14 protein-coding genes and 1 pseudogene are annotated in these 14,434 nt (G+C 69.8%); 3 read left to right on the top strand and 12 right to left on the bottom strand.

All coding sequences use genetic code 11. The annotated features are described in order from the left end of the window. Both GO999_RS03820 and GO999_RS03815 read left to right on the top strand, forming a co-directional pair. Positions 1-708, top strand: coding sequence for an ABC transporter permease (locus GO999_RS03820; protein WP_011002541.1), 708 nt, complete (start codon positions 1-3; stop codon positions 706-708). A 7-nt stretch (positions 709-715) separates the two neighbouring features. After that, entirely contained in the window at positions 716-1,402 is a 687-nt protein-coding gene (locus tag GO999_RS03815) for an ABC transporter ATP-binding protein (RefSeq protein WP_011002542.1), read from the top strand. Here GO999_RS03815 and GO999_RS03810 read toward each other — a convergent pair. The 7 genes and pseudogenes from GO999_RS03810 to grpE form a co-directional block, all read right to left on the bottom strand. Continuing rightward, positions 1,358-3,239 (bottom strand): annotated as a pseudogene (locus GO999_RS03810) (chorismate-binding protein). The gene GO999_RS03815 and the pseudogene GO999_RS03810 sit on opposite strands and share 45 nt — an antisense overlap. A 35-nt stretch (positions 3,240-3,274) precedes the next feature. Continuing rightward, complete coding sequence (dnaJ, locus tag GO999_RS03805; RefSeq protein ID WP_211906551.1) at positions 3,275-4,417, bottom strand: molecular chaperone DnaJ; 1,143 nt, start codon at positions 4,415-4,417, stop codon at positions 3,275-3,277. A gap of 134 nt (positions 4,418-4,551) precedes the next feature. Beyond that, the gene (gene dnaK / locus GO999_RS03800; RefSeq protein WP_028853574.1) at positions 4,552-6,510 is read right to left on the bottom strand and encodes a molecular chaperone DnaK; all 1,959 of its coding nucleotides are present in this window, start codon (positions 6,508-6,510) and stop codon (positions 4,552-4,554) included. Positions 6,511-6,873: 363 nt separating this feature from the next. Continuing rightward, positions 6,874-7,278, bottom strand: coding sequence for a nucleoside diphosphate kinase regulator (gene rnk / locus GO999_RS03795; RefSeq protein WP_211906550.1), 405 nt, complete (start codon positions 7,276-7,278; stop codon positions 6,874-6,876). A gap of 121 nt (positions 7,279-7,399) precedes the next feature. Continuing rightward, entirely contained in the window at positions 7,400-7,531 is a 132-nt protein-coding gene (locus GO999_RS24935) for a hypothetical protein (protein ID WP_256198691.1), read from the bottom strand. A 10-nt stretch (positions 7,532-7,541) separates the two neighbouring features. Continuing rightward, on the bottom strand, positions 7,542-7,964 hold the full coding sequence (locus tag GO999_RS03785) for a thioredoxin family protein (protein WP_111374738.1): 423 nt from the start codon (positions 7,962-7,964) through the stop codon (positions 7,542-7,544). A 15-nt stretch (positions 7,965-7,979) separates the two neighbouring features. Then, a complete protein-coding gene (gene grpE / locus GO999_RS03780; RefSeq protein ID WP_019718310.1) occupies positions 7,980-8,624 on the bottom strand; it encodes a nucleotide exchange factor GrpE in 645 nt (214 codons plus the stop codon). Between the two features lie 283 nt (positions 8,625-8,907). On the opposite strand from grpE, the gene GO999_RS03775 reads away from it, so the two are divergent. Then, positions 8,908-9,096, top strand: coding sequence for a hypothetical protein (locus GO999_RS03775; protein ID WP_011002551.1), 189 nt, complete (start codon positions 8,908-8,910; stop codon positions 9,094-9,096). Positions 9,097-9,109: 13 nt separating this feature from the next. Here the strand turns inward: GO999_RS03775 and hslR are convergent, their stop codons facing one another. Genes hslR through hutH form a run of 5 tightly spaced genes read right to left on the bottom strand, consistent with a single transcriptional unit; the run spans position 9,110 to position 14,431 of the window. After that, complete coding sequence (gene hslR, locus GO999_RS03770) at positions 9,110-9,505, bottom strand: Hsp15 family ribosome-associated heat shock protein (RefSeq protein ID WP_016724062.1); 396 nt, start codon at positions 9,503-9,505, stop codon at positions 9,110-9,112. Next, positions 9,502-10,617, bottom strand: coding sequence for a ferrochelatase (gene hemH, locus GO999_RS03765; protein WP_016724061.1), 1,116 nt, complete (start codon positions 10,615-10,617; stop codon positions 9,502-9,504). Before hemH ends, hslR begins: the two co-directional genes overlap by 4 nt. 58 nt (positions 10,618-10,675) lie before the next feature. Next, positions 10,676-11,902, bottom strand: coding sequence for an imidazolonepropionase (hutI, locus tag GO999_RS03760; RefSeq protein ID WP_021155202.1), 1,227 nt, complete (start codon positions 11,900-11,902; stop codon positions 10,676-10,678). Then, positions 11,895-12,878 carry a formimidoylglutamase gene (gene hutG / locus GO999_RS03755; RefSeq protein ID WP_211906549.1) on the bottom strand — a complete coding sequence of 328 codons (984 nt, stop codon included), beginning with the start codon at positions 12,876-12,878 and terminating at the stop codon, positions 11,895-11,897. Before hutG ends, hutI begins: the two co-directional genes overlap by 8 nt. Beyond that, positions 12,875-14,431 carry a histidine ammonia-lyase gene (gene hutH, locus GO999_RS03750; protein ID WP_089190645.1) on the bottom strand — a complete coding sequence of 519 codons (1,557 nt, stop codon included), beginning with the start codon at positions 14,429-14,431 and terminating at the stop codon, positions 12,875-12,877. Before hutH ends, hutG begins: the two co-directional genes overlap by 4 nt. Positions 14,432-14,434 lie beyond the last annotated feature (3 nt).

Genomic DNA, 14,434 nt, shown 5'->3' with positions numbered 1-14,434 from the left:
ATGGACATCTGGTCGGCCACCGTCGAGGCGTTCGCCCTGCTCACCCGCGGCGACGCGGCGCTCTGGGTGATCGTCTGGACCTCGCTGAAGGTGGCGCTGGCCGGCCTGCTGCTGGCCGCGCCGCCGGCGCTGCTGCTGGCCTACGCCATCGCCATGCACCGCTTCCCCGGACGCCGGGCGCTGGTCGTGCTGGCGCAGGCCTCGCTGTCGTTTCCGACCGTGCTGATCGGACTGGTGCTCTACCTGCTGCTGTCGCGCCAGGGGCCGCTGGGCGGCTTCGGGCTGCTGTTCACGCAAGGGGGCATGATCCTCGGCCAGGCGGTGCTCGGCCTGCCGGTGATCATAGCGTTCGCGCTGGCCACCTTCGAGCGCGCCGACCCGCGCCTGGCGGAGACCGCCCGCGTGCTCGGCGCCGGCCCGGTGCGGCTGCTGTTCACAGTGTTCCGCGAACTGCGCTTCGGCCTGGGCGCCGCCGTGGTGGCGGGCTTCGGCCGGGTGATCGCCGAGGTCGGATCGGCGCTGATGGTCGGCGGCAACATCGAGGGCGTCACGCGCACCATGACCACCGCGATTGCGCTGGAGACCAGCAAGGGCGAGTTCGCCCAGGGCATTGCGCTGGGCATCGTGCTGATCGCGCTGGCGCTGCTGGTCAACCTGGTGCTGGCGTGGCTGCAGGGCGCCGGCGCCTTCCGCCGCCACACCGCATGAGCGCCCGATGACCACCTCGCCCCGCCCCCTGATGGTGTTCGAACAGCTGCACTGCCGCCACGGCGAGCGCCTGCTGTTCGACATTCCGCGCCTGGCGCTGTCGGCGGGCAACGCGGTGGTCATCACGGGCGCCAACGGCGTCGGCAAGACCACGCTGCTGCGCATGCTGGCGGGCCTGGTGCCGGCGGCGGAAGCCTGCGTCGATTTCGGCCGGGGCCCGCAGCCGCTGTCCCCTTACCCGGCCGCGCTGCGGGCGCGGCTCACCTATGTGCACCAGCATCCGTACCTGTTCCGCACCTCGGTGCGGGACAACCTTGCCTACGGACTGACCACCGGCCCGCATCGCGTGCCGCGGGCGGAGTTGCGCGAGCGCGTCGACGATGCCATCCGCTGGGCCGGCCTGCAGCAGGTGCTGCATGTGCCGCCGGAGCGCCTGTCGGGCGGCGAGGCGCAACGCCTCGCGCTGGCGCGTGCCCGCGCGCTGCGCACCGATGTGCTGCTGCTCGATGAGCCCACCTCCAGCCTGGATGGCGCCGCGCGCGAACAGGTGCTCGCGCTGGTCGGCGAACTGGCGGCCGAGGGCCGCGCGCTGCTGATGGTGTGCCACGACCGCGAGCTGATCAACCTGCCCGGCGTGACCCGGTGGAAGCTAAGCGACGGGCGGCTCGAAATGCGCGGGCACCACGCCGCGTAGCGCGTTGCAGACGGCGATGGCCTCGGCGCGGACGACGTCGGCACGGGTCAGCACGCGTTCATGCAAGGGCGCGCCGAGCCACGGCCGCGCGTCCTCCAGCAGCACGGCGCGCATCACGCCCGGCAGGACGCCGGCCGACAGCGGCGGCGTCCACCACCGCCCCTCCAGCTTGACCAGCACCGTGCTGCGGCCGCCCTCGGCCAGGGTACCGTCGGCATTGAAGAACACGGCATCGAACGCGCCCTCGCGCTCCGCGGCCTGCCAGGCTGCGTCATAGGCGGCGCGCAGGCTGGTCTTGTGATGGGGCAGGCTGTGCGCGGCCTCGCGTGCCTGCGGCGCGACGCGCAGGCGCACCGGCGCATTCCAGCTGGCATGCAGCGGCGGCAGCGGCGCCGCCGTGACGCTGAATGCGCCGCTGTGCCGCAGCGACAGGCGCATGCGGTGGGCGCCGGCCTCCGGCAGCGCGGCGCACGCGCGCGCCACCTCGCGCACCAGCGCATCCCTGTCGAAACCGAAGCCGAACGCACGGGCGGAATGCGCCAGCCGCGCCAGATGCCGCTCCAGCAAGGGCACGCCTTCGGCGCGCGTCGCCCGCATCGTCTCGAACAGCGACAGGTCCGGATCGAGCGCGGTGACGAAGCGCGCCTTCAGCCGGCACTCGGCGTATTCCTCGTCGGCGGCGCTGTCGTGCACGATGCCGGAGCCGATGCCGAGCTCGCACGAATGCAGGCCGTCGGTGCCGGGCGCCCCCAGCACCAGCGTGCGGATCGCCACGGAAAAGCATGCGTCGCCCATCGCGCGATCGCCGCTGGGCGCGTCGATCCAGCCGATCGCGCCGGTGTAGAAGCCGCGCGGCTGCGGCTCCAGCGCGTCGATGATCTCCATGGTCCGGCGCTTGGGCGCGCCCGTGATGGAGCCGCACGGAAACAGCGCGGCGAGGCAGTCGGCCAGGCCGGTTTCGGGCGGAATCTCCGCCTGCACCGTGGAGGTCATCTGCAGCACGCTGCCGTACGGCGTCACCTCGAACAGCGTCGGCACGCGCACCGAGCCGGCCGGGCGAGCCGGCCCAGGTCATTGCGCAGCAGATCGACGATCATCAGGTTTTCGGCGCGGTTCTTCTCGTCGGCGGCGAGCGCGGCGGCGCGCGCCTGGTCGACTTCCGGATCGCCGCTGGCGGGCGCGGTGCCCTTCATCGGCCGCGCGACGAGGGTGCCCGCGCGGTGCGAGAAGAACAGTTCCGGCGAGCACGACAGGATTGCCCCGCCTTCCGGCAGTCCGATCAGCGCCCCGTACGGCACCGGCTGGCGCGCGCGCAGGCGGCGATACAGCGCGGCCGGCGCGCCGAACGCCGTCATGCGCAGGCGGTACGTGTAATTGACTTCGTAGGTATCGCCCGCGGCAATCCAGTCCTGGATGCGGGCAATGGCGTGAACATAGGCGTCATGGTCGACGCTGGCCGCACAGTCGAACAGGCCGGCAGCGCTACCGGCCTCGGGCCACGCGTCGAACAGCGCATCGACCTCGGCCGCCGACAGCACCTGCATCGAGCGGAACAGCAGCACGCGCAAACAGCCGTCGTGGCCGGGCAACCGAGCGGACGCCGGCATGGCCGATGACAAGCCGACCAGCGGCCGGCCGAATTCGTACGGGGCCAGGACCAGCGCATGCAAACCGTCGGCCCAGGCCGCGCGCAGCGCATCGTCCAGCCCCGCCAGCGTGCCCGGCGGCCGGACGATCTCGCCGGCATAGCCGGTGTACCAGCGCGAGCATGGCGCACCGGCCGAGGTGGCATCGTCCAGCAGCGCGAACGGCGCGCGCCGGCATCTGGCAACGGCATGACGATGTCCCCCGGTTACAGCAAAAGCGCGGCGCTCAGCTGGAGAAGAAGTTCTTCACCTTGTCCAGCCACGACTGCTCCTGCGGACTGTGCCGCGAGCCGCCTTCATGGACGGACTTGTCGAACTGGCGCAGCAGCTCCCTCTGGTGCTCGGTCAGCCGCACCGGCGTTTCGATCACCACATGCACGTACAGATCGCCGGCATAGCCCGAGCGCACGCCCTTGATGCCCTTGCCGCGCAGGCGGAAGGTCTTGCCGGCCTGCGTGCCCTCGGGCACGTTGAAGGTCACGCGGCCGCCCAGCGTCGGCACCTCGATATCGCCGCCCATGGCCGCGACAGCGAAGGAGATCGGCATCTGGCAGTGCAGGTCGTCGCCGTCGCGCTCGAACACGGAGTGCGCCTTGATGTGGATTTCCACATACAGGTCGCCCGGCGGGCCGCCGTTGATGCCCGGCTCGCCGTTGCCCGAGGAGCGGATGCGCATGCCCTCGTCGATACCCGCCGGAATCTTCACTTCCAGCGTCTTCTGGCTCTTCACCTTGCCCTGGCCATGGCACTTGCTGCAAGGCTTGGGGATGTACTTGCCGTTGCCGTGGCACTTCGGGCAGGTCTGCTGCATCGTGAAGAAGCCCTGCGACACGCGCACCTGGCCGGCGCCGTGGCAGGTCGGGCAGGTCTCCACGCTGGAGCCGGGCTCGGCGCCCTTGCCGTGGCAGTGGTCGCATTCGTCCCAGTGCGGCACGCGGATCTGCGTGTCGTAGCCGTGCGCGGCTTGCTCCAGCGTGATCTCCATGCTGTAGCGCAGGTCGGCGCCGCGATACATCTGCGGGCCCGCGCCGCGGCGGCGGCCCTGCTGGGCCTGCCCGAAGATATCGCCGAAGATGTCGCCGAAGGCTTCCGCGAAGCCGCCGAAGCCTTGCGCCCCCGCGCCGAAGCCGCCGGCCATGTTGGGGTCGACGCCGGCATGGCCGTACTGGTCGTAGGCCGCCTTCTTGTCCGCGTCGGAGAGCATCTCGTAGGCTTCCTTGGCCTCCTTGAATTTCTCTTCCGCTTCCTTGCTGTCCGGATTGCGGTCCGGGTGGTACTTCATCGCAAGCTTGCGATACGCCTTCTTGATCTCGTCGTCGCTCGCGTTCTTGCCCACCCCGAGCACTTCGTAGTAATCACGTTTTGCCATGGTGGCCCGTCAAATCGCCTGTTGTGCTGCTTGGTCGAATAGCAAAAAAGCCGAGCGCGGCATCGGGCGCGCCTATGCGCATCCGATAGCCGCCGCCCGGCGGGACCTCCGGTCCGCCGCAGCGGACCCTAGGCTTACTTCTTGTCGTTCACTTCCTTGAACTCGGCGTCCACGACGTTGTCGTCCTGCGGCGCGCCGTGTCCGGCCTGTGCGCCTGCGTGGGCACCGGCGGCAGCCTGCTCGGCGCCGGCTTCCGCGCCGCCCTTGGCCTGCATGTCGGCGTAGACCTTCTCGCCCAGCTTCTGCGAGGCGGTCGCCAGCGCTTCGACCTTGGCGTCGATCGCGGCCTTGTCGCTGCCCTTGAGGACGTCTTCAAGGTCCTTGATCGCGGCTTCGATCTTGTCCTTCTCGCCCGCTTCCAGCTTGTCGCCGTATTCGCCCAGCGCCTTCCTGGTCGAGTGCACCAGCGCTTCGCCCTGGTTGCGGGAGTCGACCAGTTCGCGCAGCTTCTTGTCTTCCTCGGCGTTGGCCTCGGCGTCCTTCACCATACGCTCGATCTCGGCCTCGCTCAGGCCCGAGCTCGCCTTGATGGTGATCTTGTTTTCCTTGCCGGTGGCCTTGTCCTTGGCACCGACGTGCAGGATGCCGTTGGCGTCGATGTCGAACGACACCTCGATCTGCGGCGTGCCGCGCGGTGCCGGCGGAATGCCCTCGAGGTTGAACTCGCCCAGCATCTTGTTGCCGGAGGCCATCTCGCGCTCGCCCTGGTAGACCTTGATCGTCACGGCCGGCTGGTTGTCGTCGGCGGTCGAGAAGGTCTGCGAGAACTTGGTCGGGATGGTCGTGTTCTTGCCGATCATCTTGGTCATCACGCCGCCCAGCGTCTCGATGCCCAGCGACAGCGGCGTCACGTCCAGCAGCAGCACGTCCTTGCGGTCGCCGCCCAGCACCTGGCCCTGGATGGCGGCGCCCACGGCAACAGCCTCGTCCGGGTTCACGTCCTTGCGGGCTTCCTTGCCGAAGAACTCCTTCACCTTCTCCTGCACCTTCGGCATGCGCGTCATGCCGCCGACCAGGATCACGTCATGGATGTCCGACACCTTCACGCCGGCGTCCTTGATGGCGGTGCGGCACGGCTCGATCGTGCGAGCGATCAGGTCTTCGACCAGCGCTTCGAGCTTGGCGCGCGTGATCTTCAGGTTCAAGTGCTTCGGGCCCGAGGCATCGGCCGTGATGTACGGCAGGTTGATCTCGGTCTGTTGCGTCGACGACAGCTCGATCTTGGCCTTCTCGGCGGCATCCTTCAGGCGTTGCAGCGCAAGCACGTCCTTCGACAGGTCGACGCCCGACTCCTTCTTGAACTCGCCGATGATGTAATCGATGATGCGCTGGTCGAAGTCTTCGCCGCCCAGGAAGGTGTCGCCATTGGTCGACAGCACTTCGAACTGCTTCTCGCCGTCCACGTCGGCGATCTCGATGATCGAGATGTCGAACGTGCCGCCGCCCAGGTCATACACCGCGATCTTGCGGTCGCCCTTCTCGTTCTTGTCCAGGCCGAAGGCCAGCGCGGCTGCGGTCGGCTCGTTGATGATGCGCTTGACGTCCAGGCCCGCGATGCGGCCGGCGTCCTTGGTCGCCTGGCGCTGCGAATCGTTGAAGTAGGCCGGCACCGTGATCACGGCTTCGGTCACTTCCTCGCCCAGGTAGTCCTCGGCGGTCTTCTTCATCTTGCGCAGGACTTCGGCCGAAATCTGCGGCGGCGCCATCTTCTTGTCGCGCACTTCCACCCAGGCGTCGCCGTTGTCGGCCTTGGAGATGGTGTACGGCATCAGGCCGATGTCCTTCTGGACTTCCTTCTCTTCGAACTTGCGGCCGATCAGGCGCTTGACGGCGTACAGCGTGTTCCTCGGGTTGGTGACGGCCTGGCGCTTGGCGGGGGCGCCGACCAGGATCTCGCCGTCTTCCATGTAAGCGATGATCGACGGCGTGGTGCGCGCGCCTTCCGCGTTCTCGATCACCTTGGGCGTGTTGCCCTCCATGATGGACACGCAGCTGTTGGTGGTACCCAGGTCGATACCGATGATTTTGCCCATGTTCTTGCTCCTCGAATCTGGTCTCAGGACTGCACTGAATACAAACTTGGCTCGGATGTGGGAGTGCCGCCCGGCCTTTTCAAGATCGATTTTTGAAAAGTTGAGCATTTTGGCCGGTTTTTCTCCGGAAAGCACCCGGAAACCGGCACGACTCGGCAGGCATGCCGTCCGCGGCAGCCCGGCTACCCCGCCAAGGCCCGCGCTGGGCTTGAAGACAGCGGGACAGCCGCTCCATGCGCGTCGGCTTGCGCATCCATCGAAAGTGATTCTTAACAGACAACTCACTGGAAGGCCGGGAACCCCCGACGACTCACCGCGGCCCGCTGCAGTGCGCCCGAAGCCGGCCGCCCCGGGCATCGCAGATCACAAGGTGTAGTGGCCGGCTGCCTCGGGCTGAAAGACGATCACGTCGATCCGCAGTGCGTGCGTAGAGCCGTCCGGCGCGGCATAGTGCACCTCGTCGCCCGCGCGGCCGCCGAGCAGCGCCGCGCCCATCGGCGACAGCACCGAGAGCCTGGCCGCGGCCAGGTTGGCCTCGTCCGGATAGACCAGCGTCCACTCCTGGGCCGTGCCGGCGCCGGCGTGCACGCGCACCACTGAATTCATCGTCACCACGTCGGCGGGAATCCTGTCGCCGGGAACAACGTTGGCGCGGGCAATCAGGTCGTCGACCAGCCCGGCCAGCGGCGAGCCGCTGCCGGCGCGGCCGGCGGCGTTTTCCAGTCGGGTGAGGTCGAGCTCGGTCAGGTAGATGACGGCTGCGGACATGGCGATCTCCAATGCATCGGGTCTGTTGCGGACAAGGGCGCCGGCGGCGCGGCACAGGCGGGCGGCGGTATCGAAGCGGAGGGAATGGGCCCGGCGGCAACGTGCCGCTGGGGCACGGGCGCTACCGCCGGGCGGCGGCAAGGGCGGCGGGGATCGCCTGGCCGGCGCACGGAATGGCGCGCGCGATGCGCTGCACGCGCACCCCGCTGACGCGGAAGACGGAGAGGTTGGCGGCGATCGCCATCGAGACCATGGCTGCCGCCTCAGGCCAGCGGCCTGCCGGCCAGCTTGTTGCGCGCATTGGCCACCGCGCCGGCAAACTGCGCGTGCCCGTGCCAGCCGGTCGCCCGGCCGAGCACCTTGCCGCGATGGAAGAACAGGAACACCGGAATGCCGTGCAGGCCGAAGCGCCGGCCCAGTTCCGGATGCGCATGGACATTGGCGTGCAGCCAGCGCAGCCCGAGCGCACGCACCGGCCCTGACTGGGCGAGCAGTGCGCGCTCGGCGTGCTCGCAATTGAAGCAGTCCTCGCCCCAGCAGAACACGCAGACGAGATCATCGCCCGCCGCCGCGATGGCCGCGTCGATGGTCCCGCCATCCACCTCGCGCATCCCGAACGCCGTGAACGCGGTCATGTCGACCGGGGTCGCGGTGTGCGGATCGTGCGAGGCGGTGTTCCCGGACATGGACGGGAGCGCGGTTTACTTCGGTGCGGCCACCGTCACCAGCGCCGGGCGCAGCACGCGGTCGGCCAGCGTATAGCCACGCTGGAGCACGTTCACCACGGTGTTGGCCTCCTGGTCGGCCGGCACCATCGAGATGGCCTGGTGGCGATGGGGGTCGAACTTCTCGCCGACCGGGTTCAGCTCGGTCACGCGGCCCTTCTCGAAGGCGGCATTGAGCTGCTTGAGCGTCAGCTCCACGCCTTCGCGCAGCTTGGCGACATCGCCCGACGCGTCGGCCAGCGCGGCTTGCAGGCTGTCCATCACGGGCAGCAGGTATTCGGCAAAGCCCTCGATGGCGAACTTGTGCGCGCGGGCCACGTCGTCCTGCGCGCGGCGGCGGATGTTCTCGCCCTCCGCGACGGCGCGCGCCCAGTTCTCGTAGTTCTGGCGGGCCTTCTCATCGGCGGCTTCCAGCTGGCGGCGCAGTTCGGCGGTGTCCGGCTCGATCGTCGCCTCGGCCACGGCGGCCTCATCGCCGGCGATGGCCTGCGCATCGGCGCTGGCGCGCTGGGCCTGGTTCGAGTAGGCGCTGGCGGCCTGGCCGGCTGCTGCTGCGGAGGATTGCGCCGACTCGGCGGCTTGCGTATCCGGTTGCGAAGTGGGTTCCGAAGTGTGTTTCATAGCGCTGGGTAGAAGGATCGATGCGGGGTCCGATGCCCAGATTGGTGCACGCGGCGCCAGCGATCGATCCGCTGGAGATCACAAGACAATTCTCCCCGATGTGGGGCATCTGGCGCGCTTTTCAAGGGCGCGGCATGCGCGGTTGCAGTGCGCCGCGCATCACGAAATACGACGTTACAACTTTGCGTGAATTGGAATGGCACGTCGATTGCGAGCATCCGATCGGCCACCTATGATGCAAGAAAAATCGCGGGGGGCGCGACCTTATTCGAGGGTTCGTACCATGCACAAGCTGCCTATTCTGACGGTGCTTCTGCTGTTGACCTTGACCGCCGTCACGACGTTCATCTGCCTGTCCGGCGCCGTCACGCCGCGTGACACGGAGTATGGCAGCGGGAAAGCGATCTTCAAGCACTACTTCATGCAACCCCGCATGCTGCAGACCCCGCGCGCGCTGGGCGTAACAAGTTAGCACACACTTGCCGTCATCCGCCCAGCTTATCGATGCGGCGCCGGTCGCGCTTGGTCGGCCGACCGGCGATCTGCGTGGCGGGTTCCCGGTACAGGTGCCGCTGCTGCGCCGCCTCGACACGTTTTAAGCGGCTCGCCTGCGTCTCGGCGTAGAGGGTCTGCGCCACCGAGGCGGGCCCGCGGACTTCCGCCAGCGCCAGCACATTCACCTCCCACTGCTGTTCATGCGCGGCCACGCGCACGCGGTCGCCGATCTTCACGTCCTTGGCCGGGCGCACCGGCTGGTCGTTGATCTGCACGCGGCCGCGCTCCACCGCATCGGTGGCCTGCGAGCGTGTCTTGAAGAAGCGCGCCGCCCACAGCCATTTGTCGATGCGCACGCGGCCATCCGCGTCGGTGCTCACCTTCATGCCGCGGCCCCCTTGCTCTGCGCGCGCGTGCGGCTGGCTTCCAGCACATGCGGATGCGGCAGCGCGAGCGGCCAGCCCTGCAGGTGCGCCTGCGCGATATCGGCCAGGCCGGCAATCCAGGGCTCGCTGTCGTTCAGGCACGGGATGTAGTGGAAGTCCTTGCCGCCGGCGACACGGAAGGTGGACTGCCCTTCCATGGCGATCTCCTCCAGCGTCTCCAGGCAGTCGGCCGGAAAGCCCGGGCAGAACACGTCGACGCGGCCGGTGCCGACGCGGCCGAGCTCTTCGAGCGTGGGCGCGGTATACGGCTGCAGCCACTCGGCGCGGCCGAAGCGCGACTGGAACGTCACCAGGTACTGGCCCGGCTGCAGGCCGAGCGCCTCGCCGAGCAGGCGGCCGGTCTTCAGGCACGCGCAGTGATACGGATCGCCAAGCTCGAGCGTGCGGCGCGGCACGCCGTGGAACGACAGCAGCAGCTTGTCGCCGCGCGCGAAATCCGGCGCGCCGTGCTGCGCCCAGTACGCGCCCACCTGCTGGTGCAGCGCGTTGATGTAGGCCGGATGATCGTGGAAATGCTTGATCAGCCGCAGCTCCGGCTGGTTGCGCATCTGGCCCATCACGCGGAAGACCTCGTCGAACGCGGTGGCGGTGGTGGTGCCGGAATACTGCGGATACATCGGCAGCACCAGGATGCGCTCCACGCCCTGCTTGCGCAGTGTCTGCATCACCGAGGGGATCGACGGGTTGCCGTAGCGCATCGCGCAGGCCACCACCACGTCGTGCCCCTGCGCATCGAGCAGTTGCTGCAAGGCGTGCGCCTGGCGCTCGCTGTAGACCAGCAGCGGCGAGCCCGTCATGTTGGCCTCGCGCAGCCAGACCGTCTCGTACTTGTGCGCCGAGGCGCGCGAGCGCAGCGGCAGGATCAGCACGTTGAGGATGAACCACCACGCCGCCCGCGGAATCTCCACCACGCGCGGGTCGGACAGGAACTGGCGCAGGTAGCGGCCGACCTCGCGCGGCGAGGTGCCGTCGGGCGTGCCGAGGTTGACCAGCAGGATCGCGGTGCGATCGGGCTGGCCGTGCTGGAACAGGGGTTCGGGCAAAAAGGGCATGGGGCGCGGCTTTGCGGATGATCCGGTCGATTATACGAGCCGGTCCGCCAGGCCGCGCTCAGCGTGCCGGCGCGCCGTCCTTGACCACGCCGGCGCAAGGGTTGAGGCCCATCGCGTAGGCCAGGTCCGCCGGCCGGTCGATGCGCCACAGCGCGAAGTCGGCGACGCAGCCGGGGGCCAGCACGCCGCAGGTGCCGGCCAGGCCCAGCGCGGCCGCGGCGTGGCGCGTGGCACCGGTCAACGCCTCCAGCGGGGTCAGGCGGAACAGCGTGCAGGCCATGTTCATCGCCAGCAGCAGCGATGACAGCGGCGAGGTGCCGGGGTTGCAGTCGGTCGAGACCGCCATCGGCACGCCCGCCTGGCGCAGCGCTTGCAGCGGCGGCAGGCGCGTCTCGCGCAGGCAGTAGAACGCGCCGGGCAGCAGCACGGCCACGGTGCCCGCCTCGGCCATGGCGGCGACGCCGGCATCGGTCAGGCATTCGAGGTGGTCCGCCGACAGGCCGCCGTAGCGCGCCACCAGCGCCGCGCCGCCCTGGTCGGACAACTGCTCGGCATGCAGCTTGACCGGCAGGCCGAGCGCCTGCGCGGCATCGAACATGCGCGCCGTCTGCGCGGGAGAAAAGCCGATGGTTTCGCAGAACGCATCGACCGCATCGACCAGCCCTTCCGCCGCCAATGCGGGCAGTACGTCGGCGCACAGGTGGCCGATGTAGTCGTCCGCGCGGCCGGCGAATTCGGGCGGCACGGCGTGGGCGCCGAGGAAGGTGGTCCGCACCCGCACCGGCAGCGTCTGGCCGAAGCGGCGCGCGACGCGCAGCATGCGGCGCTCGGTTTCCAGGTCGAGCCCGTAGCCGGATTTGATTTCGACGGTCGTCACGCCCTCCGCGCGCAGCGCATTCAGGCGCGGCAGGCTCGCTTGGGCAAGCGCGTCTTCGCTGGCCGCGCGCGTGGCGCGGACGGTGGACAGGATGCCGCCCCCGGCCCGGGCGATGTGCTCGTACGGCACGCCGTTGAGCCGCGCCTCGAATTCATTGCTGCGGTTGCCGGCATGGACGAGGTGCGTGTGGCAATCGATCAGGCCCGGCGTAAGCCAGGCGCCGCCGCCATCGTGCTCGCGTTCGGCGCGGGCGCCGGCGGGCAGGTCCGCGCGCGCGCCGAGCCAGGCGATGCGGCCGTCCCGGACGGCGATGGCACCGTCGCGGATTTCGCCGTAGCCGTCGGCATCGGCCGCCAGCGTGGCGAGGTGGACATGGGTCCACAGCGCATCCCATCGGATGTCAGCCATGCGCGGCCCCCTGCGGGGCGACCCCGTCGACGACGCGCGCCACGAGGCGCGCGGCGACCCGCGCCGTGCGGTGGTCGATGTCCAGCGACGGATTCAGCTCCGCCACGTCGGCCAGCCGCAGCTTGCCGCTCGCGGCGACGCGATCGACGATGGGCTCGATCACCTCCATCGGCACGCCGCGCGCGGACGGTGCGCTCACGCCCGGCGCGACGCCGGCCGGCAGCACGTCCAGGCAGATCGTCAGGTAGACGTGATCGACGTCGGCGAGGAAGGCGTCGACGGTCTGCAGCACCCGCGGCAGGTGCAGGAGATCCATCTCATCGTCGCGCAGCCAGCGCACGCCGAGCTGCCTGGCACGCGCGAACAGCGCCTCGGTGTTGGCGTAGGCGCTGATGCCCAGGCACGCGTAGCGGAACGGCCAGCCGCGCCGCGCGCAGTCTTCGGCGATCTGGCGGAACGGCGTGCCGGAGCTGCCGCGCTCGCCCGCGCGCAGATCGAAATGCGCGTCGAGGTTCAGGATGCCGATGCGCGGCGGCTGCGCGGAACGGGCCGCCAGATGCCGCGCCAATCCGCCGAACGACGCCCAGGCGAGCTCGTGGCCGCCGCCCAGCGCGATCAGGAACGCGCCCCGGTCGAGCAGGCCGTGCAGCACGCCGGACAGCGCATCCTGCGCGGCCTCCAGTGCATCGCCCCGGCAGGTCACGTCGCCGGCATCGACAATCGCGCGGCCGGGCCGGGCCGGCAGGTTGGCGAGCATCCGGCGGATGGCGGCCGGCCCCGCCTGCGCGCCGACGCGGCCATGGTTGCGCGCGATGCCGGCATCGCAGGCAAAGCCGGCCAGCGCGACCGCGCCGTTCAGCGGCGAGGCGGCATCGGCGCTGCGCACGACCTGGTGCCAGCGCTGGCCCAGCGCCCCCTCTTCCGCGTCGACGCGGCCTTGCCAAACGGTCGGATCGGCCTCGGTGTGCATGGTCATGCGAGCGCCAGATCGGCCAGGTGCGCGCGGCAGCTGTCGCCCAGGTCGCCGTCGAGCACGAGGCGGCGGGCCGCTTCGATGTCGGGCGCGAACAGACGGTCTTCACCGTAGTACGCCACGCGCGAGCGGATGCACGTGTGGGCGCGCGCCAGCGCGTCGGAGGTGGCGAGCGGCCGGTGGAAGTCGATGCCCTGCGCGGCGGCCAGCGCCTCGATGCCGACGATGGTGGCGGTGTTGCCGGCCATCTCGGCCAGGCGGCGGCCGGCGAAGGTGGCCATGCTGACGTGGTCTTCCTGATTGGCGGAGGTCGGCAGGCTGTCGACGCTGGCCGGATGCGCCAGCGACTTGTTCTCCGAGGCCAGCGCGGCCGCTGTCACGTGCGCGATCATGAAGCCGGAATTCAGCCCCGGCTGCTCGACCAGGAACGGCGGCAGGCCCGACAGCGTGGAATCGATCAGCAGCGCGATCCGCCGCTCCGACAGCGCGCCGATCTCGGCGATCGCCAGTGCCAGCATGTCGGCGGCAAAGGCGACCGGCTCGGCGTGGAAGTTGCCGCCCGAGATCACCTCGCCCGCATCGGCGTAGACCAGCGGGTTGTCGGTGACGGCGTTGGCTTCGGTGAGCAGCGTGGCGCCGGCCTGGCGGATCAGGTCCAGGCACGCGCCCATCACCTGCGGCTGGCAGCGCAGGCTGTACGGGTCCTGCACGCGCGTGTCGCCGACCAGGTGCGAGCGGCGGATGGCGCTGCCGGCCAGCAGGCCGCGATAGACCGCGGCGGTGGCGATCTGCCCGGCCTGCCCGCGCACCGTGTGCACGCGCGGGTCGAACGGCGCGTCGCTGCCCTTGGCCGCATCGACCGACAGCGCGCCGGCCACGGTGGCCGCCTGCAGCAGGCGCTCGGCCAGGAACAGGCCGTTGAGCGCCAGCGCGGTCGACACCTGGGTGCCGTTGATCAGCGCCAGCCCCTCTTTGGCGGCCAGCGCGATGGGCGCGATGCCCGCCGCGGCCAGGGCTTCGCGTGCCGGCTTGCGCACGCCGTTCACGCGCGCGTCGCCCTCGCCCAGCATGGCCAGGGTCATGTGCGCGAGCGGCGCCAGGTCGCCGGAGGCGCCCACCGAGCCCTTGGACGGAATGCACGGCACGATGCCCGCGTTGAGCATCGCCAGCAGCGTGTCGATGACGACGCGGCGCACCCCGGAGTAGCCGCGCGCGAGGCTGGCGGCCTTCATCAGCAGCACCAGGCGCGCGACATTGTCGTCGAGATCCTGGCCGGTGCCGACCGCGTGCGACAGGATCAGGTTGCGCTGCAGGTGCTCCAGCTCGTGCGTGGCGATCTGCGTCCTGGCCAGCTTGCCGAAGCCGGTATTGATGCCGTAGGCGGGCTCGCCCCTGGCGACGATGGCCTGCACGGTCGCCGCCGAGGCCTCGATGGCCTCGGCGCAATCGCCCGACAGCGTCACCGGCGTGGGAGCCAGCCAGACGCGGCGCAGGTCGGCAAAGGTCATCTCGCCCGGATGCAGCGTCAGGATGGAAGGCGTGGTCATGGTATTCATGGC

Origin of the sequence: Ralstonia nicotianae (assembly GCF_018243235.1) — a bacterium.
In the GTDB taxonomy this organism is placed as follows: Bacteria; Pseudomonadota; Gammaproteobacteria; order Burkholderiales; family Burkholderiaceae; genus Ralstonia; species Ralstonia nicotianae.
The sequence above is the reverse complement of the archived record's forward strand: the minus strand, read 5'-3'. Positions and strand labels throughout refer to the sequence as shown.